Below are 20,366 nucleotides of genomic sequence, written 5' to 3' on the forward strand. Positions count from 1 at the left end.
GTCGCCATCCGCGCTGCCATCAAGCGGCGGCGCGGTGCTATTCTTCGCCCTCGTCATCGCTCTCGGCGCCCCGGCGCCAATAGGCGGTGACCAGATGCCGTCCGCGCGGCAGGCCCCACTCCTTGCGTACGATCTTGCGGATCTCACGGAAATCGGCGAATTCGCACGCCGCCCAGACATAGAGATTCTCCGGGAGCACCGCGCGATCACGCCCCCGCAGCGCCGCCGGCAACAGAGCGGCCGTGCCGGGTTCAACGCCTTGCCGGTAAAGCCAGGCGACAGCGATGTTCTCGCCGTCAGCCAGCGACATCCGGTCCTCGGGGCCATCGACTTCGATAAGCACCTCGGCGCGGGTCGAGGGCGCAAGCTCCTCGAGGATCCTGCCGATGGCGGGAAGCGCCGTATCGTCGCCGACCAGAAGCAGCGTCTCCGCATCGGGCGTTCCGCCTCCACCAGGTCCGATCATGCCGACAATATCGCCGGCTTGCGCGTTCTCGGCGAAGGTGGCGGCCGGCGTGTCCTGGCCGGGATGCAGCACGAAGTCGACATCGAGCCAGCCGCCGGCGGCATCGAGCGCCCGGATCGTGTAGACCCGCACGACCAGCGCATCCTCGCCCGAAGGCCACACCAGCAGGCCGTCGGCGCCCATCGACGGCCAGACCGGCTGCCGGCCGCGCGGCGGCAGCAAGAGCCGCACATGCAGGCCGCCATGCGCAAACCGGCCGAGATCGCTGCCTGAGAAACGAACGCGCTGCATATGCGGGGAAATCCGTGTTGCCGACACAACCCTGATCTCGCGAAAGAAGACCGGCGTGCCGGCATCGCTGCCATCGCCTTGCCAGCGAATACCTTTCGTCGTGCCAAGATGCTCCGAAAAATGGCCGGCGACCGTCATCTTCATGTAGGACAGGCAGGTCTCGTCCTCGGCCGCGACACGGATCAGCACGCTGCCGTCGTCGAGCGTCGCGTTCAACGAGCCGTAATGCATGCGGAATTCCCACTGGTCGGCAATGCCGGTGTCGATCTCGGTTTCGCCGTGCTCGGCGCGCAGCCTGTCCATGACGGACCGGATGGCACCATCGACGATCCGGGTTTGCGCGCTCAGTTGCTCCATGGGTGCAGCCTTTCGAATACCGGTTGAAGCGACGCCGTCCAAGGCGCAGCCATCGCCGACATGCCACAGCGGCGGCGCCGTTTCCATAGAAACATGATGAAAGAAGTCATATTTTCTTGAGCGCTTGAACCTCAAGAATGCAACGCGGTTCCTAGGCGATCACACTGGCTGGAAAATCGACCATCGTAACCGGAAACGGCAACCATCAGTCCAGCCGGTGCATCAAATCGTCATCCAGCCAGCGGCCGAAGAAGTAGACCAGCTGCTTGTGCCACCACGGCCAGTCATGACTGACGTCGCCGCCCCAATAGTCGACCCAGGCGGGGATGGACTTGTCGCGCAGCACCTGCTCCAAGGCCCGCGTCTCGGTGAGCATCCGCTCTTCCCAGGCGCCCTGACCGCAGCAGAAGATCAGCCTGAGCGCCTTCAGCCGGCCAAGCAGTTTCTGGTCGACGATCCCAGGCAGATAGTCGAGCGGCGAGTTGTAGAAGATATTGCCGTCGAGCGCGCCGCCGAAGAAATCGCGGGTCGAGTAGACGCCCGACAGCGCGATCACGCCGCTGGCCAGTTCCGGAAAGCGGAAGACGAAATTCGACGCGTGGTAGCCGCCCATCGAACAGCCTGAAAACAGCGGCCTCAGCTCGCGCCCGCCATTGGCTTTTGCCGCGGTCGCCAGCAGTTCCGGCAGCGCCTCTTCGCGCACATAGCGGAAATAGGCTTCGTGGCGCGCGATACGGTCTGCCGGGTCGGCATGCTTGTCGAAGAAGGATTCCGAATCGATGCCGTCGAGCGTGAACAGCTGGATGCGGCCGGTGTCGATGAATTCCGAAAGCGCGCCGACCCCGCCGGAATCCTCGAACTGGTAGAACCGTCCTTGCGAGGTCGGGAACACCACCACCGGCCGGCCGGCATGGCCATAGCGCTTGTATTCCATGTCGCGGCCGAGGTTGCGGGCGAAACCCTTGTGATAGGAAACGTCCATCGCTCACGCCTTTTCCGCGTGGATGTAGTCGACCGCCTGGCGCAGCGCCTTCGGATCCCTGGAGCGCATCTGATAGGCGTAATGTCCCATGGCGCGGCTGAAAACCTCTTCGATGGCCTGATGGTGGACGATCTTGTCGCCGTGGGCGGCTAGCACGTCCGCATGGCTGTGCAAATAGGCGAGGTGGCGTTTGCGGCTGGCATAGGCGGTGAAGTACTTGCCTTCATAAGGCCCGCCGGCGGCGTCCTTGACCACCATTTCGGCCCAGGCCGCATAGACGTCGATGTCGAACGTGTAGTTGATCGCGTCGGTCATCCAGGCGCCGGGCGGGCGCATGTTAACCTCGAGCGCGATGACGCGGTTGTCCTTGGTCTCGAACAATTCGATGTGGAAGAAGCGCTCGCGCACGTCGAACGCCTTCAGGATTTTTCGACCGGCCTCCGCTACCGCCGGGCTGATCTCGGGAAAGCAGGTGTAGCTCATATGGCGGTCCCTGTTGACCACCTCCATGACGCTCTGGTCGTAGCGGTGACTGGCCGCCAGCACCACCTCGCCGTCGCGGTTGACCAGCCCGTCGAAGGTCACCACCAGCCCTTCGATGAACTGCTCCATGACGAAGCTGACATCTTCGGGCTTGTCCTTGAAGAACTGATCGAGTTCCTTCGAGTTGGAGATCTTGAAGGTGTTCGAAGCGCCGGAGCCGGAATCCGGCTTCACCACCACCGGATAGCCGACGCGGCGGATGAAGGTCATGGCACCGGCGCGATCGGAGCACTTGCGCTGCGGGATGGTCTCGACGCCGCTCTTGCGGAAGAAGGCGCGCATGCGGCTCTTGCGTTTCAAATTCTTCACGAAATCGAGCTTGGTACCGAAGATGTTGAAGTCGGTGCGGATGTTGGCCTCGAGTTCCAGCCAATGTTCGTTGAGCGACTCGAAACGGTCGATGCGGCCCCATTTGTGGATGAAATGGCCCATCGCCCGGAACACCGGCTCGTAGTCCTCCATGTCGGCGACGCGGTAATACTCCGACAGCGCCGTCTTCAGTTTTCCGTTCAGCGCCTCATAGGGCGCATCGCCGATGCCGAGCACCGTGGCGCCGGCCTTCTTCAGCCGGTCGCAGAAATCGGCGCCGTTGGCCGGAAAATGCGGCGAGAAGAAAACGAAATTCATGGACGGCCTCCCCCGGCGTCGCTGTCAGGTCGAGGCGAGTTTGGCGTATTTGCTCCCTATGGGGAAGAGCTTGCGCATCTTGCCAAGGAGGCGGTCCCACTTGCCTCCCACAGCCTGCTCCTGTATGAGAACCGCCATGAACACGCGCGCCTCTTCCGTCGCTTCCCGTCCGACCGGCTTCGCCGGCGAGACTGTGCGCGCGCTTGCTTCGACCCTGCTTCTTCTCGGCCTTATCGGCGATCGCCGGGTTCGCTGAAGGAGCGCCCGGCGGTCGAACCGCCGCTCACGCGCACGCTCCTTGGCCAAATTGGCAAGTCACATCAAGCGAACGAAACTTTGGTAAAGGCGCCGCTCGGCACCAAAATCCGCCTGCAGGTGGACCCGCGAGCCGCCGGGAGATACGACGATGAACGCACGAGAAGATATCCGTCCAAATGACGGCAACGCAGTAGGGGGCATGACAAAGTCAGCCCGGGGCATGCCGGACGCCCCTCGCAAATATCAACCCTATCCGACCGTCGGCCTCACCGACCGCACCTGGCCCTCGAAGATCATCGACAAGGCGCCGATCTGGTGCTCGGTCGACCTGCGTGACGGCAACCAGGCGCTGATCGACCCGATGGGCCATGAGCGCAAGGCGCGCATGTTCGGCCTGCTGCTCGATATGGGCTTCAAGGAGATCGAGATCGGCTTCCCGTCGGCTTCGCAGACCGATTTCGACTTCGCCCGCTGGTGCATCGAGGAGGGCAATGTGCCCGCCGATGTCTCGCTGCAGGTGCTGGTGCAGTGCCGTCCCGAGCTCATCACCCGCACCTTCGAGGCGCTGAAGGGCGCCACCAACCCGATCGTGCATTTCTACAACTCGACCAGCGAGTTGCAGCGCCGCGTCGTCTTCGAGAAGGACGTCGCCGGCATCAAGCGCATCGCCACCGACGCGGCCAAGATGATCACCGACATGGCGGCGAAGGCCGGCGGCGGCTATCGCTTCGAATATTCGCCGGAAAGCTTCACCGGCACCGAACTCGAAGTGGCGCTGGAGATCTGCAACGCGGTCACCGAGATCGTCAAGCCGACGCCGGACAACAAGCTGATCATCAACCTGCCGTCGACGGTCGAGATGTCGACGCCCAACATCTATGCCGACCGCATCGAATGGATGTGCCGCAACCTCGACAACCGCGAGAACCTGTTGATTTCGCTGCATCCGCACAATGATCGCGGCACAGGCATCGCCACCACCGAACTCGGCCTGATGGCCGGTGCGGACCGTGTCGAAGGCACGCTGTTCGGCAATGGCGAGCGCACCGGCAATGTCGACATCGTCACGCTGGCGCTCAACATGTACACGCAAGGCGTCGATCCCGAACTCGACTGCTCCGACATCAACCGGATGAAGGACGTCTACGAGTACTCGAACCAGCTGAAGATCCCGGAACGCCACCCTTACGTCGGCGAACTCGTCTACACCGCCTTTTCCGGCTCGCACCAGGACGCCATCAACAAGGGTATGAAGGCGCTGCGCAAGGCCAACACGCCGCACTGGGAAGTGCCCTATCTGCCGATCGACCCGGCCGATGTCGGCCGCAACTACGAGGCGATCATCCGCATCAACTCGCAGTCCGGCAAGGGCGGCATCGCCTATGTGCTGCACGCCGACTATGGCCTCAATTTGCCGCGCAATCTGCAGATCGAGTTCAGCCAACATATCCAGGCGATCACCGACGCCGAAGGCAAGGAAGTGCCAGGCAAGCGCATCCATGACCGCTTTCTCGAAACCTATGTCGACCAGCCCGGCGCGCGGCTGAAATTCCTCGACCACCAGACCTATCCCGATACCGAGGTAAAGGGCCGGCGCGTGGTCGAAGCTGTGATCCTCGACAACGGCAAGGAAGTCACCATCACCGGTTCCGGCACGGGTCCGATCGACGGCTTCGTCGATGCTCTGTCGCGCCATGTCGGCGTCGATATGTCGGTGCTCGACTATTCCGAGCATTCCTTGCAGCGCGGCTCGAACGCCTCGGCGATTTCCTATGTCGAGATGGAACATCCGGGCGGCAAGCTGTTCGGCGCCGGCATTAACACCAACATCGTCGCCGCGTCGCTGGAAGCCGTGGTTTCGGCCGCCAACCGCATCGTCGGCCGCAAGGCCGGCTGATCTTTCCAAACCCCTGGCGCGCCGCATCGGCGGCGCTCCAGGGCCTGACCTCGCGAGCCGGCTCTCGCGTTAACCATGGGCAATTATCCGGTGGCTTACGCGATAGCATAATACAACCATGCTTGTGCGGCGGTACCAGCGCTATATGATCGCGCCTCAACCTGTGCCGACTTCGAGAGGATCGACACTTGCAGCATGCCACGCCTGCCGCCCCCGCAGTGCGCGAGACATTGGAGCGACTGCTTGCCAGCGAAACGTTCGGACGGTCCGAGCGTGCACGAAAACTGCTGCGCTATCTGGTCGAACGCGAACAGGCCGGCGAGGCTGACCGGCTCAAGGGTTTTTCCATCGCCATGGACGTCTTCGGCAAGGACGGCGATTTCGATCCGTCTACCGATGCCGTCGTTCGGGTTCAGGCTGGCAGGCTGCGCGAGCTTCTGCAGAACTACTTCGCCAATGAAGGCGTTGGCGAGCCGGTGCGCATCGCCATTCCGCGCGGCGGCTACGTTCCTTCCTATGAACTGAATGCAATTCGCCTGCCGGCCGAGTTGGAGCCGGCGGAAGGCACCGCGCCGACGATCGCCCCCACGGAACTGCCCGACCTCGACATCGTCCACGCCGCCCCGCTGATGTCGCCCGCTGCCGCACCCGAACCCGGGCCGTCGTTCACCCGGCAGCTGAAGTTCTTCTGGGGCGCAATTGTCGTGGTCATCGCCATGCTCGGGGTGCTGATCCTTCGCCAGGGCAGCGATATCCTGCTCGGCAGCAGTGGTTCCACCTCGGCCGTAGAGACCGCGGTGGCGACGAGCAGCGTAGCGTCACCTCCGGTGGAAACCTTGCCGCTGGTCTACATCGCCGTGAAGGCCAATGGCCCGGAGGCTGCCCGTGTGGCTACTTCGCTGCGCGCCGGCCTCGCCGGGTTCGACACGATAGACTTCATCGGACGTGATGCCGAAGGCACTCGCGATCCGGCCGGCGACGCCACCAGCTTCGTATTCGATATCCTGCCTGGACCCGCGGCGAGCGACGTGACGCTCGAACTGCAGAATGTCGCGACCGGCCGGGTGCTGTTGTCACGCAACCTGTCGGCCGTCGACAGCGCGCCGGGCGCGATCGAAGACAGTATCGCCAACATACTGACCTCGACCATCCCTGCCTACGGACCGATCTACACCTATATCGAACAGAGCGGCATCGAGACCGGCCTTATGGGGTGTCTTGTGCTCAATGACAGCTACTACCTCGACCAGAGCGCCAAGACTCACGAAGCTGCCTATCGCTGCCTGGAAAATCTCGCCAGCCAGGGTGCGAAATCATCGCTGGTCTATTCGGAACTCGCCTCCCTGCATCTCGAGGCTGTCACCGATCACTATTCCTATCCGCCCGGCGCGACGATCGAACAGGCGATGTCGTTTGCCCATCGCGCTGTTCAGATGGGGCCGACCAGCCCCTACGCACATCGCGCTTATGGCTATCTCAATTCGCGCCTCGGCAATATGGATGAATCGATCCGCTGGATGCGCAAGGCTCATGAGCTCAACCCTTACGACCTCGGCATGGCGGCGGCTTACGGCTATGGACTGATTTTCGCCGGCAAATACAGCGAAGGAACCCCGATCCTGGCCCACGCCGTCGAAACCTTCAGCGGCCACCCGACCTGGTGGGACTACGGGCTTTTTGTCGGCGCACTCATGCTGGGCGACACGAACAGGGCCGCCATTGCCAGCGAGTCGTTGCGCACGACGGCAAGCAAATCGCACTATCTGGCGGCGCGCCTGATCGGCGCCAAGATAGCCGGCCGCGATCAACTGGCGAGCCAGCTGACGAACGAGCTGATCGCCAAGTTTCCGAAGTTCGCCGCCAATCCGCGCTCAACCTTCGTCGACAGGAAATACCCTGCCGACCTGACCGACCGGCTGGTCGGGGCGCTGCGCACGGCAGGGCTCGGCAACGCCAGCTGACGTGCGCCAAGCGCGCGCCGGATCGCGAAAATTTTACTGGCCATCGATCTGGTCTGGGAGCAATCCAGCCGCAATCTGGAATTCGCTATCCGTCCGGTTCTGCAACAATCATCAGTTTTCATGAGTTCATCCCTCCACGCTGCCGAACGCGGTATCGGTCCGAAGACTGTCGCCTTCCTGCACGGCTTCGGTGGCTGCCATGAGGTCTGGCGCGACGTGACGTCGATGCTTGCGCCCGACATGCGGACGCTGGCCTACGACCTTCCCGGGCATGGGCTTTCTCTCGATTTCCCTGGCAGTGGTTCGGCCAGGACGGCCGCTCGGGCCGCTCTGACGGACCTTGCCGCGCGTGGCATGAAAAGGGTGCACCTGGTCGGCCATTCGATGGGCGGCGCAGTGGCTGTGCTGATGGCATTGGCCGAGGCCGAAAGAATTGCCTCGCTGACACTTTTGGCGCCAGGCGGCTTTGGCCCGGAAATCAACGGCCCTCTCTTGCGCCGCTATGCGGCCGCCACCGGCAAAAGTGAGATCCGTACCTGTCTCGCTGCCATGTCCGGGCCGCTGAGCCAACCCCCTGAGCACGTCGTGGATGTGCTTGACGAGATGCGTCGGCGCCCGGGTCAGTTGCAAAAGCTTGTCGAGTTTGCCGCGTCCATGACCAGGGATGACCGGCAGGGCGCCATACCGCGCGAACAGCTCGAAACGTTGAAAATGCCGGTGATGGTTATCTGGGGAACGGACGACGCTGTGCTGCCCGTTTGCCAGGCCGACGCTATGCCGGTGCATTTTCATCTGCACCATGTTCTGGAGGCTGGCCACATGCTGCCCGAGGAAGCGCCTGACCTTGTCGCCATGGCGGTGCGCCGCAACATGAACCGCCGCAGCAGCAGGCGCCTTCAGCCCAGACTTGACGCGGCGGCGAGCTGATCCGCAGCCATTATCTCGCGGGTGCATTTTGCCGACGACTATGTTAACTCGCTGTTAACCAACCGCGAGGCAACGCCGATGAAGGACACAGGCGAGAAAATCACCCCGATCGATCCGTCGCGAAACTTGTCCGACGCCATTCGCGATGTGAAGAATGCCTTTGCCGACCGCGACGACGTGGTCGTCGACTTGCGCGAAGCGCACCGCATGCGGCTCGAATTGCTTGCCGCCGAGCTCGCTCCCGTCTTTGCCGATGTGCCCGCCGATATGGACAATTTCGACTTCGCCGTATCGTCCGGCCTGCAGCCGCGCCTATGGATCGATGCGGTCAGCCATGTCGCCATGGGCCGGGATCGCCGCACCTACCGCTTTCTCAGGGATACCCGCATCGGCCGCGTGGTGCTCGCCGAATCGACCGACATGAAAATCGTCGCCGACCAGGTGACGCGCTATGTTGCCGAGCGTGTCGTCGAACGTCAAAGGATGATGGAGGGCGGGGTCGAGCACGCCGCCTCCGGCATGGCGCGTGTCGCGGTGGCCGAAGCCGAGCCGCCACTGCGGGCTGCTCAGCGCGGCAAGGCCGGGTCGGCCTTCCTGTCCGGCCTCGGCCTGATCTTTGCCGGCGCTTTGGTTGGGCTGGCTGTGTCGATCGTGCTGTTCTGGGACCGCCTTGTGGCGATGAAGATCAGCTTCTGACCAGCTGGCGCGATGCTTCGGCATCGGCGCCAAGTTCGAACACCTGCAGCTCCGAAGGCGGAAGAGCTGGCCCGGTCAGGCCGCGTCGCGTCAAACGCACCTGCCAGTTGCCCTTGTCGCCGTCGATATCGATCAGATTGTACTGGGCGGGCGGGTGCCTGTCGCCAAGCCCCTGTCCGGCGGCTGCGACACCGACGGCCGGGATCTTGGCGCCACGGCCACCGATGAAGAACAGGCTCGGATCGTGCGAATGGCCGTGCAGGATAAGTTCGGCCCCATGCCGGCGAACGATCTTCTGGAAGAGCGCAATGCCGAACAGCCGCTTGTACTGCGAAACGGCGCCGCGCACCGGCGGATGGTGGATCATGATGACCCGGAACAGGCCGCGCTCGGCCGTCGCGTCGAGCATTCGGCCGAGCCTCTGCGCCTGGCCCTCCCTGAAGAAGCCATTGGCCATGAATGGGGCGGTGGCGCGCGCTGTCGAAACGCCGATCAGAGCGATGTTGTCGCGTACCCGCAGATAGGGAAAGGAATGGCGGTCGACCGGCGTGTTGACATCGTCGCCGGTCATCCACGCCGCCCAGGAACGGCAGGACTTGTCGAAGGCGCCCGGCACATAGGCATCGTGATTGCCCGGAACGACCGACACGTCATGCGGCGAACCCAGCGTCTCCAGCCAGTGCCTGGCCATTTCGATCTCGCCGTCGAGCGCCAGATTGACGAGGTCGCCGGTCACGGCGAGGTGGTCGGGCGCGCTCGCCTTCAGGTCGTTGACAATGGTGTCGATGACCGCGTCGTGCATGTGGCGGCGGCGGTTGCGTTGCCAGTTGACGTAGCCGACCACGCGCTTGGAGGCGAGTTCGCGATAGGTTACACCGGGGAGCGGTCCCAGATGGATATCGGAAATATGCGCGAGCCTGAACATCCCTCATTCATAAGCGACGCGGCCCCCGCTTACCACTCATGGTTTCACGGATGACGACAACGTCAGACCCGGAATTGGCCTTGCGCCAGACTGGCTGGCCGGGCCTGAGATCAAGGCTGTTCCATCTCTATTTCCTGCTGCGGCGGCCGATGACGCTCGGCGTGCGCGGCCTCATTCACGATCGCGGTTCCAATAGCGTCTTTCTGATCCGCCACACCTATGTTCCAGGCTGGCAGCTGCCGGGCGGCGGCGTCGAAACCGGCGAGACACTGGTCGAAGCGTTGGCGCGCGAGCTTGCCGAGGAGGGCAACATCGCGCTGATCGCTCCGCCGGTGCTGAGGTCGATGCATTTCAACAGCCGTTCCAGCAAGCGCGACCATGTCGGCCTCTATCTGATCGAAGCCTTCAGCCAGACGGCACCGAAGCTGCCGGACCATGAGATCGCCGAAGCCGCCTTCTTCCCGCTCGACAACTTGCCGGAAGCAACCACCCCGGCGACGCTGCGCCGGATCGCCGAGATTTTTCACGGCGAAAAGCCCTCTCCCTACTGGTAGATCATGCGGCTTTTCCGAACCGCCCCCGGTCATGCGGTGCAGCGTAGTCCAGGTCCGGGCCGACCGGCACGATAGCGGTCGGATTGATCGTCCGGTGGCTGGCGTAGTAGTGCGCCTTGATGTGGTGCAGGTTGACCGTGCCGGCGACGCCAGGCACCTGGTAGAGATCGCGCAAATAGTTCGACAGGTTCGGATAGTCGGCGATGCGGCGCAGATTACACTTGAAATGGCCGACATAGACCGGGTCGAAGCGCACCAGCGTGGTGAACAGCCGCCAGTCAGACTCGGTGATGCGGTCGCCGACGAGATAGCGCCGCTTTGACAGCCGCTGCTCCAGCGTATCCAGTGCGGCGAACAACTCCCCGAACGCCTCTTCATAGGCGCGTTGCGTGGTGGCAAAGCCGGCCCGATAGACGCCGTTGTTGATCGCGGGATAGACCAGCGCATTGATGCGGTCGATCTCGCCGCGCAGATCCTCGGGATAGAAGTCGAGGCTCGCATCGCCCCATTCGTCGAATGCCGAATTGAGCATCCGGATGATCTCGGAGGACTCGTTGGAGACGATCGTCTGTTCCTTTTTGTCCCACAGCACCGGCACCGTCACCCGGCCGGAATAGGCGGGATCGGCCTTGGCATAGATCTGGTGCAGGAAATCGAGGCGGTAAAGCGTATCGCCGGTGGCGCCGTCCTCGGCCAGGAACGTCCAGCCGTCCGCACCCATGAAATGATGCACGACCGAGACGGAGATGATGCCTTCGAGCTTCTTCAGCACGCGCAGGATCAGCGTCCGGTGCGCCCAAGGGCAGGCAAGCGAGACGTAGAGGTGGTAGCGTCCGGGCTCGGCCTTGAAGCCGCGCTTTCGCCCCTCCGCCGGCGCCCCGTCAACGGTGATCCAGTCGCGCCATTGCGACTGCGCCCGCACGAACCTGCCGCCGCTGTCCGCCGTATCATACCAGCGATCCTGCCACCTGCCTTCGATCAGCAATCCCATGCAAAACTCCTTGCGTGTTAGTGGTGCATGTAGGCGCATGGTTGCCCTGCCGAAGTCGTCAGGTGCTGAACAGACCGTCACTCGGCCGAAACGGCCGACGAAAACGGCCGATTGCAGCGGCCGGAATTTGATGCTAGCGGACAATGCGCATGTTCGACTTTGCCACGATCCGGTTTGACCGACGACGAAAGGACGCCCGCGCTTGATGAAGCGCTGACTGGCGAACGCTGCCGTTTGCAGCAAACCTTTCCTCCTCTACCGGAACGCAAAGACCATGAGCCTTGCCGACGTGAAATACCTGCCGGAAACCCCGGCGCACGATCCCGAAATCGAAGCCATCAACGACGAGGCCTTCGGGCCGGGCCGTTTCGTACTCGCGGCCTACAAGATCCGCGAAGCCGGAGGCCATGAGCGCGCTTTGTCCTTCGTCGCCGTCGATGGCGATATTGTCGTCGCCTCGGTGCGGATGACGCGCATCGCGGCCGGCGTCGGCCGCGCGCTGATGCTCGGGCCGCTCGCGGTGCGGCCTGCCTTCAAGAATCTCGGCATCGGCCGCCGGCTGGTGGCAATCGCACTGGAGGCCGCCACCAAGGCCGGCATGCCGGCGGTGATGCTGGTTGGCGACGAGCCCTATTACGGCCCGCTCGGCTTCAAGAGGATCCCGCGCGGGCAGATCTCCATGCCACGCCCGGTCGACCTCGACCGGCTTTTGTCGCACGAGATCGTACCAGGCGCCGTCGCCCGGCTGTCGGGCGAGGTCTGCCATGCGGACGTGGCGCGGGTTTCCGATCCCGTCCCGGTCATGGCTTGAGGCTATCCTGCCGGTTGCGCCTGCGCTGCGAGCTTCGTAGCATCATCCAAAATCTGTGGAGGACGCCGACATGAACCCCAATGGCCAGATTGCGATCGTCACCGGCGGCGGCTCCGGCCTCGGCGAGGCGACAGCCCGATCGCTTGCCGCCAAGGGCGCGCGCGTCGCCATCCTCGATGTCGGCATCGACCGTGCGAACATGGTGGCGGCCGATATTGGCGGCATTGCCGTCCAGTGCGACGTCAGCAGCAGCGACAGCGGAGTGGCCGCCTTCGCCGAAGTGGCGGAGCGGCTCCGTGAACCGCGCATCCTGGTTAATTGCGCCGGCATCGCCATCGGCGTGAAGACGATCGGCAAGGATGGTCCGCATCCGCTCGAGCAATACCGCAAGGTGATCGAGATCAACCTGATCGGCACCTTCAACATGATCCGCCTGTTCGCCGACCGGGCGGCGAAGCTCGAGCCGCTGCAAGGCGGCGAGCGTGGCGTCATCGTCAACACCGCTTCCGTCGCGGCCTATGACGGTCAGATCGGCCAGGCAGCCTATTCAGCGTCCAAAGGCGGCGTCGTCGGCATGACGCTGCCGGTGGCCCGCGACCTTGCGCGTTCCGGCATCCGCGTCAGCACGATTGCACCTGGCATCTTCAGGACGCCGATGATGGCCGGCATGCCGCAGGAGGTGCAGGATTCGCTGGGTGCCGCCGTGCCCTTCCCGTCTCGTCTGGGCGAGCCTTCCGAATATGCGGCACTCGCGCTCCATATCGTCGAGAACCAGATGCTGAACGGCGAGACCATCCGTCTCGACGGCGCCATCCGCATGGCGCCGAAATAGCCAGCCATGAGCACCCCCGTCCCGGCCAGGAGCGGCCCGCTCAGCGGTCTGGTCGTGATCGAGATGGCCGGCCTCGGCCCGGTGCCGCTGGCTGGCCTGATGCTGTCCGAGATGGGCGCCGAGGTGCTGCGCATCGAACGGGCGGGCTCCGGCCAGCCTCTGATGGCGCTGCCGGAAGAATACGACCTCGACCGCCATGGCCGTTCCATCCTGCGCGTCGACCTGAAGTGCCCCGAAGGCGCAGAACTGTTGCTCAGCCTTGCCGAAAAGGCCGACATGCTGATCGAAGGGTTTCGTCCCGGCGCCATGGAACGGCTTGGCCTCGGGCCTGATCCGGTGCTGGCACGCAACCCGGCGCTGATCTATGGCCGCATGACCGGCTTCGGCCAGGATGGGCCGCTCGCCGGCCGCGCCGGCCACGACATCACCTATCTTGCCTATTCCGGCGTGCTGCACGCCATCGGCAGCGAGGAAGGCAGACCGGTGCCGCCGCTCAACCTCGTCGCCGACTATGGTGGCGGTGCCATGATGCTGATTGCCGGCGTGCTGGCAGCCCTATTCCAACGCTCGCGCTCCGGCAAGGGCCAGGTGATCGACGCAGCAATGGTCGAGGGCGCCTCGATGCTGGCGGCACCAGTCCATGCCCTGATGGCGGCCGGCCTTTGGCGGGATGCACGCGGCGTAAACCTGCTCGATTCCGGCGCGCCCTTCTACGACACTTACGAGACGGATGACGGACGCCATGTCGCCGTTGGCTGCCTTGAACCCCGCTTCTTCGCCGAATTCGCCAGGCTGCTGCCACTCGACGAACACTTTGTGCGCGACCAGTTCGACAAGGCGTTATGGCCGGAGATGAGCGCCACCATCGCCGCTAGGGTCAAGCGGAAGACGCGCGACGACTGGGCCGCCCTGTTTGCGGATACCGACGCCTGCGTCGCGCCGGTGCTGTCGTTTCAGGAAGCCAAGGAGCATCCGCACAATCGGGCTCGCGGCGCCTTTGTGAAGGCAGGCAGGCTCGATCGCCCTGCCCCGGCGCCGCGCTTCTCGCAAACGCCGTCAACGCTTGCCACAAAGCCGGACGAACACGATCTCCGGCCGGTGATGGTGCTGAGGCGCTTCGGTTTTGCGCAAGGCGAGGTCGAAGCCCTTGTCAAATCAGGCGTGATCGGCTGATAAGTGGAGAAAGAAAATCAACTTATGACGGTGAACGCTTTTGGTTGATAGGAACAAGGACGTCATCCGCGAGACCGACGCCGAAGCGATCCGGCTGGCAAGGACGCTGATCCGCAGCGCACGTTTCGGTGCGCTGGCTGTCATCGAGCCAGCGACCGGATCGCCATTGGCGAGCAGGGTTGGCGTCGCCACCGACGTTGACGGCGCGGCCCTAATCCTGGTTTCGATGCTGTCCGCGCATACAGGTGCCATCCTCGCCGACCCGCGCTGCTCGCTGCTTGTCGGTGAACCCGGCAAGGGCGATCCGCTGGCGCATCCGCGTGTCACCTTGGTCTGCCGGGCGCGGCGGCTCGAGCGTGGATCGGACGAGCAAGCCCGCGCAGAGCGGCGCTATCTCAACCGCAATCCCAAGGCACGGCTCTATGCCGGGCTTGGTGACTTCTCGATCTTCCGGCTCGAGCCCGAGCGCGCCAGCCTCAATGGCGGGTTCGGCAAGGCCTATCTGCTCGATCGTAGCGACCTGGTCACCGCCGGGCCGGTCGTCGACGAACTGGCTGCCGGCGAACAATCGGCTCTCGACCACATGAATGCCGACCACCTCGACGCGATCGCCATCTATGCGCATCACTATGCCAAGGCCGATGGCGATGACTGGATTGCCACTGGCTTCGACGCCGACGGCATGGACCTGGCCTCGGGCGACGCCATATGCCGGGTCTTCTTCCCCGAACCGCTGAAGACGGCCCGCGATTTGCGGCCGGCCCTGGTCGATATGGCCAAGGCCGGACGCGCAGCCGGCTATTCACAAGATCGATAGTTAATTGCCTTGAATCAAAAGCAAGTCTTGAGATTTGGAAGAAATGTTCTACCCTCGCACATGACGCTGATTCAGCAGCGTGCATCCACACGTGAATTTATGGAATCTGACGCTATTGCCCCCATAGCGTCAGGATGAGCTCAAAAACATGGGGCATCGATGATCTCGAGCAAGCTACTCGCCAACGCCGAATCAGCAGCCACGTTCCTCACGCTTATGGGCAACGAGAAACGGTTGCTGATCATGAGCTACCTGATGGACGGTGAAATGTCGGTCGGCGCCATCGCCGACAAGATCCAGTTGAGCCAGTCCGCCCTGTCGCAGCATCTGGCCAAGCTTCGGGCGCTCGATCTTGTCGAGACCCGCCGCGACCGGCAGATGATCTACTATGCCTGCAAGTCCGAAGCCGCGCGCGAGCTGCTTCGCATGCTGGACGGCATTTTCGGCGACGGCGACTTGTCGCGGATGGCCCATCGCCTGCGTCGCGCCGGGGCTTGACCGGCAGGTCCGATCGTTCCTTATCTCGCTGACGACTTTTCGAGCGGCGTGCGTTCATCTGGGCGCACGCCGCTCTCCATGTCATATCCGCGCATCGCTTTTCGAAAATCCACATTCGGATCGATGCGAGCAGGCCGAGGCAATGCATGGACCTGATCCACATTGATGATCCCCAAGACCCGCGTGTCGCTGCCTATATCGACATACGCGAGCGCGACCTAGTTGGCCGGCACGGCCGTTTCGTTGCCGAAGGCAAGGTGGTGCTCGAAATCCTGCTGTCGGCCGGCCGCTTTGCCGCCGAATCGGTTCTGGTTCTCGAGAACCGGCTGGCCGGTCTCGACCAGACCTTGCGCAAGGCGCCGGCGGACCTCCCGGTCTATGTCGCCAGCGGCGAGATCATCGACCGGATCGCCGGATTTCACATGCACCGCGGCATATTGGCGATCGGCAGCAGAGGCGCCTCGCAGCCGGCCGAGGCCTTGCTGGAGGCCCTGCCTGCCAATGCGCTGGTCGTCGTTCTGGTCGGCATCGCCAATCACGACAATATGGGTTCGATCTTCCGCAACGCCGCCGCCTTTGGCGCCGATGCGGTTCTGCTCGATGCGACCTGTTGCGATCCGCTGTACCGCAAGGCAATTCGCGTCTCGGTCGGCGCGGCGCTGAAGGTTCCCTTCGCGTCCTTCGACGACACAACCGGCTTCATCGCCATGCTCGACCGGCTGGGCTTCAGCCAGGTCGCGCTCTCGCCACGCGGCGAGGCCGACATTCGTGGTGCAAGCAGGCCGGACAGGCTGGCGCTCTATCTCGGCACCGAAGGCGAAGGCTTGCCCGAAAACCTGCTCACCCGCCTGAAAACGGTGCGCATCGATATGGCGATAGGCTTCGACAGCCTGAACGTCGCCGCCGCCTCAGCCATCGCCCTGCATCATTTTTCGCGTTGCTGACCGCATAACCCGTCATCGACAACGCGCGTCGTGCCGGTCTCGCTCGGCGCGACATCCACCCTGAAGGTCTCCGTATCGTCGGCCAACGGCAGCGGAGCGCCGGTGGCTTTCGACCGCGCATCGCGAGCTATTTCCGTAGCACTGGACAGCGACGTTGCAGCATCGAGCAACGCAAAAAGCACTGGATGAAAGTGCCAGACAGCCAATAGCAGAATCGCGAGACCGGCATAGAGGATCATGGCGTTGGACATGGTGATGTCCGGCCATGCGTGCAACTTTCAGGTCGGAGAATCCGCCTTCTGCAGCGCCCGCACGCGGTCTGCGAGACTGCGGTGGCCGGATCTGGTATCCGAGGGTGTCGCCAATGCCTTGGCGATCGGCGAATCCGGCCCTTCGAGCTTGGCCGTCAGGTGGACGACCTCCGCCGCCAGTTCATTCATCTGCTCGCGCAATGCGGCGCTGCCATTCGTAGGGCTGGACGCAGCCAGCGCGCCGAGATCCGCCTTGAGACGCTTGTTCTCGCGGGCCAGCGTCGTCAGCCGTGCCTCCAGCCGCTCGCGGTCGCCATCGAGCTTGGCGATCGCCTTTTCGATGTCGTCGCTCCTGACGGCAGTCAGGCTGTCGCCTCCGCCGGCAAGCAGCGCCGCCGGAGCGTTTGCCTCGGCCTCGCCCTTCGATCGTTCGCGCAGGCGCGCCATTTCCTTCTCGCGGCGGTCGAGCTTCTCCTCACGATCGGCAAGCGTGGCGAGCAGGCGCTCGACCTTCTTGTCGAGCTCGACGGTTCTCTTCTTCTCCACCTTCAAGGCCTCCCGCGCAGCCTTGCTTTCGGCCGCGGTTTCCTGATTGCGCCTGTCCGCCTCCTTGCGCTGGCTGCGCAGCACGGTGATGTCGTTGGCAAGGCTTTCCAATTCGGATTCGCGCGCCACCAGTTCGATCTGGCGGTTGCTGGAGGAGAAGCTGGCGTCGTCATACATATGCTCCAGCTTTTCGAGCTCGAGCGCGCGCTTCTCCAGCATGCGCTCGCTCTGCGCGAGCTTGTTCGAAAGGTGCCGCAACTGCTCCTCGCGCTGATGCAGCTCTTGGGTCCTGGCCTCCAGTTCGGAAAGCGCCTGCTGCTTGTCCTTACGCTCGACCGCCAGCCCCTTCAGGGCCTCGCGCCCGCGACCGATCTCGACCAGCTGTTCGGCCGCCTTCTCCCGCAATGCCTTGACGCTCATCTCCAGCCGGCGCGCCGACATCGCGAACTCGGCCCTGATCCGGTCCTTGTCGGCCTGGATTTCGACCGGCGTCATCGGCATGGACGCCTCGAACCGCTTGCGCGTCAGCGCAACGGCGCGCCGCCAGATGGCCGGAGCGACCAGCAGCGCCAGAAAACCGGCGCAGAGAAAGCCGAGGGCGAAAAACAGGATCGACTGGATCAAGGTGACTATCCGCTATGATGGCAACAACCGCCAAAGCTCGACTTTGCCATCTTCGCATGACGCAAATCCAGCGCCGCGGCAAGAGTGTGCCGCGGGCCACGTTCAGCCTGCGACCTCACAAAATCCCCCGATGGCACGATCGCGAGCGAACGCATGTTGAGATTCAGGTCAGGCCGGCTCACCTGAATATCAATATGCCCGCTCAGAACGGGTTCCAGGTCGGCCGCTGCGTGAGCTTCAGATAGCCGAGATTGACGCCAAGCCTGGCGCCGACGCCGGTGCGGATTGGCACCAGCAGCACCCTGTTGTTCTGCAGCACGTTGAAGCCGACGCCCGCCACCACATAGGCGGAACCGGCGACGCCGCCGAAGCGGTTGTAGAGGCTGTTCACATCGTCGAGATTGTAAACCAGCATCATCACGCGCGAGCCTTCGCCGCCAAAATCCCAGCCGAGCGACGGACCTTGCCAGAACACCTTATGGTCGCCGGCGTTCTTGGTGTAGAGCGTTCCCTCGCCATAGGTCAGACCGCCGATCAGCGCACCGGAGCCCTCTTCGCCAAGCAGGTAGCCGTTGGGCAGGCCATAGGAAGCGAAAATCTTCTCGACGACGGTGGCAAGGCCACCCGACGTAGCGCCGAAGAATTTATGGCCGGAATCGACGATCTCCTGAGCGGTGTATTCCTGGGCCCGCAGCGCGGAGGTCGAAAAGACGAGAACGCCCATCAGGGCAATCGTCATTGAGATGACTCGGAAAAAACTCCGGTCGTAGAATCGGGAAAACATGCTTCCAATCTCCGTCAGGGAGCACTTTCGCCGACGCCTCGCACCCATGCGGCTCTTGGCGGCCGCTAGGGGTAACTGTCACAGGCAAACTATGCCGTAATCCTTTTTCAACCATTAAGCTTCCACATGAAGATGGCAGTTCGAAGGCTGGCGGTCCTCACACACCGGCTTCAAACCGCCTGCGCAGGCCGAGAATCCTGCGTGGACGCACCATTTTCGCTAACGACAATTTTGGATTTGTTGCCGCACGCACGGGCGCTGTGTATTCAGATGACCTGGGGAGAGAGCGTGATTCGTGTGGGCAGGCGACAATGATCGCTCGGCCATGAGTACGTGGATTTTATCAGGGACTTCGCCCATGGCCGAACTGTTCACCCTTTCAGCACCGGATCTTGCAGCGCTTCTATGCAGCCGGGTCTGTCATGACATCATCTCGCCGGTCGGCGCGATCAACAACGGCCTCGAACTGCTCGATGAGGGCGGCGCCGACGAAGACGCCATGAAGCTGATCCGCCAGAGTGCCAGGAACGCTTCGGCCCGCCTGCAATTTGCCCGCATCGCCTTCGGCGCCGCCGGCTCGGCCGGCATGATGATCGATACCGGAGATGCCGAAGCAGTCGCCATCGCCTTCCTCAAGAACGAGAAGCCGGATCTCTCCTGGAACGGGCCCCGCGCGCTGCTGCCCAAGAACAAGGTCAAACTGCTGCTCAACCTCCTTCTCGTCGCCAACGCTGCCATCCCGCGCGGCGGCAAGCTTGTGGTCACGCTGGAGAATCTCGACACCGAGCCGCGTTTTGCGCTGTCGGCCGCCGGCCCAATGCTGCGCGTGCCGCCGAAATTCCTGGAGCTTCATTCCGGCCACAAGCCCGAGGAGCCGATCGACGCCCATTCGGTGCAGCCATATTACACGCTGCTGCTGGCGCGGGAGGCCAACATGACGATCTCGATCCACGCGACCGCCGAGGAGATCGTGCTGTCGGCGGCCTGAACCCCTTCGCCAGTCGGCAAGAACTGCCAAAGTATTTATTTCTGCTAATATTTGTTAATTCGGCGATAATTCAGACAGAGCAAGTTTTGCCGGCTTGGTCTCGCGGCATTCGCGACGAAAAAGACACGCGCGGCGTATCTTTGCAAAAACTTTACCTAACGGCTTTTCGGCTTCTTTACCAGATTGCTCTAATATGCCTCGTGGTTGCCCGCAGATTGCCGGTTCGCCAGATGGCCGAGAGGACCCGGAAATGAAACGCTGCCTGTTCGTCGACGATTCGAGCGTCATCAGGAAGGTTGCAAAGCGCATCCTTGGCGGCTCCGATTTGACCGTGATCGAAGCGGCCACGGGGCTCGACGCGATCGAGATGTGCGCAGCCGACATGCCCGACGTCATCGTCATCGACGGCGCCTTGCCGGATGTGCAGGCCGTGGACCTCATCCGCCGCATCCGCGCCATGGAGAGCGTGGTCAAGCCGCAGATCCTGGTTTCGCTGGTCGAGGTCGACGTCGCCTCGATCATGAAGGCAAAGCGCGCCGGCGCTCAGGGTTATCTGCTGAAGCCGTTCAACCGGCCGCAATTGCTCGAGCGTTTCCGTGCCCTGAAAATCGCCGCCTGATTCG

At 63.1% G+C, this 20,366-nt stretch carries 21 protein-coding genes; 13 read left to right on the forward strand and 8 right to left on the reverse strand.

The genetic code is table 11. The features are described 5' to 3' along the window. Positions 1-37: 37 nt before the first annotated feature. The 3 genes from A6B35_RS26855 to A6B35_RS26865 all read right to left on the reverse strand — a co-directional run bounded on the left by A6B35_RS26855 (position 38) and on the right by A6B35_RS26865 (position 3,266). Positions 38-1,114 carry a siderophore-interacting protein gene (locus A6B35_RS26855; protein WP_040583158.1) on the reverse strand — a complete coding sequence of 359 codons (1,077 nt, stop codon included), beginning with the start codon at positions 1,112-1,114 and terminating at the stop codon, positions 38-40. Between the two features lie 205 nt (positions 1,115-1,319). Further along, entirely contained in the window at positions 1,320-2,096 is a 777-nt protein-coding gene (locus tag A6B35_RS26860) for an esterase family protein (RefSeq protein ID WP_006203558.1), read from the reverse strand. 3 nt (positions 2,097-2,099) lie between these two features. Next, complete coding sequence (locus A6B35_RS26865; protein ID WP_006203559.1) at positions 2,100-3,266, reverse strand: ATP-grasp domain-containing protein; 1,167 nt, start codon at positions 3,264-3,266, stop codon at positions 2,100-2,102. A gap of 457 nt (positions 3,267-3,723) precedes the next feature. Between A6B35_RS26865 and leuA the strand changes: the two genes are divergently transcribed. The 4 genes from leuA to A6B35_RS26885 all read left to right on the forward strand — a co-directional run bounded on the left by leuA (position 3,724) and on the right by A6B35_RS26885 (position 9,005). Then, positions 3,724-5,421, forward strand: coding sequence for a 2-isopropylmalate synthase (gene leuA, locus A6B35_RS26870; RefSeq protein WP_244425964.1), 1,698 nt, complete (start codon positions 3,724-3,726; stop codon positions 5,419-5,421). 188 nt (positions 5,422-5,609) lie between these two features. Continuing rightward, positions 5,610-7,382 carry a tetratricopeptide repeat protein gene (locus A6B35_RS26875; protein WP_006203564.1) on the forward strand — a complete coding sequence of 591 codons (1,773 nt, stop codon included), beginning with the start codon at positions 5,610-5,612 and terminating at the stop codon, positions 7,380-7,382. Between the two features lie 120 nt (positions 7,383-7,502). After that, complete coding sequence (locus A6B35_RS26880; protein ID WP_006203565.1) at positions 7,503-8,309, forward strand: alpha/beta fold hydrolase; 807 nt, start codon at positions 7,503-7,505, stop codon at positions 8,307-8,309. A 78-nt stretch (positions 8,310-8,387) separates the two neighbouring features. Continuing rightward, positions 8,388-9,005 carry a hypothetical protein gene (locus A6B35_RS26885; RefSeq protein WP_006203566.1) on the forward strand — a complete coding sequence of 206 codons (618 nt, stop codon included), beginning with the start codon at positions 8,388-8,390 and terminating at the stop codon, positions 9,003-9,005. Here the strand turns inward: A6B35_RS26885 and A6B35_RS26890 are convergent. Then, positions 8,995-9,930 carry a metallophosphoesterase family protein gene (locus A6B35_RS26890; RefSeq protein WP_006203567.1) on the reverse strand — a complete coding sequence of 312 codons (936 nt, stop codon included), beginning with the start codon at positions 9,928-9,930 and terminating at the stop codon, positions 8,995-8,997. The two genes, A6B35_RS26885 and A6B35_RS26890, sit on opposite strands and share 11 nt — an antisense overlap. Before the next feature lie 50 nt (positions 9,931-9,980). Here A6B35_RS26890 and A6B35_RS26895 point away from each other — a divergent pair, with 50 nt between their 5' ends. Further along, positions 9,981-10,484: an NUDIX domain-containing protein gene (locus A6B35_RS26895; protein WP_040583135.1), complete on the forward strand. Its 504-nt coding sequence runs from the start codon at positions 9,981-9,983 to the stop codon at positions 10,482-10,484. A 1-nt stretch (position 10,485) separates the two neighbouring features. Here A6B35_RS26895 and A6B35_RS26900 read toward each other — a convergent pair whose 3' ends face one another. Next, positions 10,486-11,475 carry a glutathione S-transferase family protein gene (locus A6B35_RS26900; protein WP_006203570.1) on the reverse strand — a complete coding sequence of 330 codons (990 nt, stop codon included), beginning with the start codon at positions 11,473-11,475 and terminating at the stop codon, positions 10,486-10,488. Positions 11,476-11,749: 274 nt separating this feature from the next. Between A6B35_RS26900 and A6B35_RS26905 the strand changes: the two genes are divergently transcribed. From A6B35_RS26905 to A6B35_RS26930, 6 genes are all read left to right on the forward strand, one after another. Further along, positions 11,750-12,286 (forward strand): GNAT family N-acetyltransferase, encoded by a 537-nt coding sequence (locus tag A6B35_RS26905; RefSeq protein WP_006203571.1) that lies wholly within the window; start codon positions 11,750-11,752, stop codon positions 12,284-12,286. 70 nt (positions 12,287-12,356) lie between these two features. Beyond that, positions 12,357-13,118 (forward strand): 3-hydroxyacyl-CoA dehydrogenase, encoded by a 762-nt coding sequence (locus tag A6B35_RS26910; RefSeq protein WP_006203572.1) that lies wholly within the window; start codon positions 12,357-12,359, stop codon positions 13,116-13,118. Positions 13,119-13,124: 6 nt separating this feature from the next. Continuing rightward, positions 13,125-14,291, forward strand: a complete 1,167-nt coding sequence (locus tag A6B35_RS26915) for a CaiB/BaiF CoA transferase family protein (RefSeq protein WP_006203574.1) — start codon at positions 13,125-13,127, stop codon at positions 14,289-14,291. A gap of 40 nt (positions 14,292-14,331) precedes the next feature. Continuing rightward, entirely contained in the window at positions 14,332-15,108 is a 777-nt protein-coding gene (locus A6B35_RS26920) for a HugZ family pyridoxamine 5'-phosphate oxidase (protein WP_006203575.1), read from the forward strand. 159 nt (positions 15,109-15,267) lie between these two features. Continuing rightward, positions 15,268-15,606: an ArsR/SmtB family transcription factor gene (locus A6B35_RS26925; protein WP_006203576.1), complete on the forward strand. Its 339-nt coding sequence runs from the start codon at positions 15,268-15,270 to the stop codon at positions 15,604-15,606. Positions 15,607-15,752: 146 nt separating this feature from the next. Beyond that, positions 15,753-16,550 (forward strand): TrmH family RNA methyltransferase, encoded by a 798-nt coding sequence (locus A6B35_RS26930; RefSeq protein ID WP_006203577.1) that lies wholly within the window; start codon positions 15,753-15,755, stop codon positions 16,548-16,550. Here A6B35_RS26930 and A6B35_RS26935 read toward each other — a convergent pair. The 3 genes from A6B35_RS26935 to A6B35_RS26945 form a co-directional block, all read right to left on the reverse strand. Further along, on the reverse strand, positions 16,532-16,801 hold the full coding sequence (locus A6B35_RS26935) for a hypothetical protein (RefSeq protein ID WP_139032227.1): 270 nt from the start codon (positions 16,799-16,801) through the stop codon (positions 16,532-16,534). The genes A6B35_RS26930 and A6B35_RS26935 overlap by 19 nt on opposite strands. A 27-nt stretch (positions 16,802-16,828) precedes the next feature. Then, positions 16,829-17,971 carry a coiled-coil domain-containing protein gene (locus A6B35_RS26940; RefSeq protein WP_006203579.1) on the reverse strand — a complete coding sequence of 381 codons (1,143 nt, stop codon included), beginning with the start codon at positions 17,969-17,971 and terminating at the stop codon, positions 16,829-16,831. Positions 17,972-18,173: 202 nt separating this feature from the next. Continuing rightward, positions 18,174-18,755: a DUF1134 domain-containing protein gene (locus A6B35_RS26945; RefSeq protein ID WP_006203580.1), complete on the reverse strand. Its 582-nt coding sequence runs from the start codon at positions 18,753-18,755 to the stop codon at positions 18,174-18,176. A 358-nt stretch (positions 18,756-19,113) separates the two neighbouring features. On the opposite strand from A6B35_RS26945, the gene chpT reads away from it, so the two are divergent. Continuing rightward, on the forward strand, positions 19,114-19,743 hold the full coding sequence (gene chpT / locus A6B35_RS26950; RefSeq protein ID WP_006203581.1) for a histidine phosphotransferase ChpT: 630 nt from the start codon (positions 19,114-19,116) through the stop codon (positions 19,741-19,743). 250 nt (positions 19,744-19,993) lie between these two features. After that, complete coding sequence (locus tag A6B35_RS26955; protein WP_006203582.1) at positions 19,994-20,362, forward strand: response regulator; 369 nt, start codon at positions 19,994-19,996, stop codon at positions 20,360-20,362. Positions 20,363-20,366: the final 4 nt, after the last annotated feature.

Source organism: Mesorhizobium amorphae CCNWGS0123 (genome assembly GCF_001686985.1).
GTDB lineage: Bacteria > Pseudomonadota > Alphaproteobacteria > Rhizobiales > Rhizobiaceae > Mesorhizobium > Mesorhizobium amorphae.

Bases quoted from the DNA above. Each gene is read 5' to 3' on its own strand.
- A6B35_RS26855 (WP_040583158.1), bottom strand. From the start codon at position 1,114: ATGGAGCAACTGAGCGCGCAAACCCGGATCGTCGATGGTGCCATCCGG.
- A6B35_RS26860 (WP_006203558.1), bottom strand. From the start codon at position 2,096: ATGGACGTTTCCTATCACAAGGGTTTCGCCCGCAACCTCGGCCGCGAC.
- A6B35_RS26865 (WP_006203559.1), bottom strand. From the start codon at position 3,266: ATGAATTTCGTTTTCTTCTCGCCGCATTTTCCGGCCAACGGCGCCGAT.
- leuA (WP_244425964.1), top strand. From the start codon at position 3,724: ATGACAAAGTCAGCCCGGGGCATGCCGGACGCCCCTCGCAAATATCAA.
- A6B35_RS26880 (WP_006203565.1), top strand. From the start codon at position 7,503: ATGAGTTCATCCCTCCACGCTGCCGAACGCGGTATCGGTCCGAAGACT.
- A6B35_RS26885 (WP_006203566.1), top strand. From the start codon at position 8,388: ATGAAGGACACAGGCGAGAAAATCACCCCGATCGATCCGTCGCGAAAC.
- A6B35_RS26890 (WP_006203567.1), bottom strand. From the start codon at position 9,930: ATGTTCAGGCTCGCGCATATTTCCGATATCCATCTGGGACCGCTCCCC.
- A6B35_RS26895 (WP_040583135.1), top strand. From the start codon at position 9,981: ATGACGACAACGTCAGACCCGGAATTGGCCTTGCGCCAGACTGGCTGG.
- A6B35_RS26900 (WP_006203570.1), bottom strand. From the start codon at position 11,475: ATGGGATTGCTGATCGAAGGCAGGTGGCAGGATCGCTGGTATGATACG.
- A6B35_RS26905 (WP_006203571.1), top strand. From the start codon at position 11,750: ATGAGCCTTGCCGACGTGAAATACCTGCCGGAAACCCCGGCGCACGAT.
- A6B35_RS26910 (WP_006203572.1), top strand. From the start codon at position 12,357: ATGAACCCCAATGGCCAGATTGCGATCGTCACCGGCGGCGGCTCCGGC.
- A6B35_RS26915 (WP_006203574.1), top strand. From the start codon at position 13,125: ATGAGCACCCCCGTCCCGGCCAGGAGCGGCCCGCTCAGCGGTCTGGTC.
- A6B35_RS26925 (WP_006203576.1), top strand. From the start codon at position 15,268: ATGATCTCGAGCAAGCTACTCGCCAACGCCGAATCAGCAGCCACGTTC.
- A6B35_RS26930 (WP_006203577.1), top strand. From the start codon at position 15,753: ATGGACCTGATCCACATTGATGATCCCCAAGACCCGCGTGTCGCTGCC.
- A6B35_RS26935 (WP_139032227.1), bottom strand. From the start codon at position 16,801: ATGTCCAACGCCATGATCCTCTATGCCGGTCTCGCGATTCTGCTATTG.
- A6B35_RS26945 (WP_006203580.1), bottom strand. From the start codon at position 18,755: ATGTTTTCCCGATTCTACGACCGGAGTTTTTTCCGAGTCATCTCAATG.
- chpT (WP_006203581.1), top strand. From the start codon at position 19,114: ATGGCCGAACTGTTCACCCTTTCAGCACCGGATCTTGCAGCGCTTCTA.
- A6B35_RS26955 (WP_006203582.1), top strand. From the start codon at position 19,994: ATGAAACGCTGCCTGTTCGTCGACGATTCGAGCGTCATCAGGAAGGTT.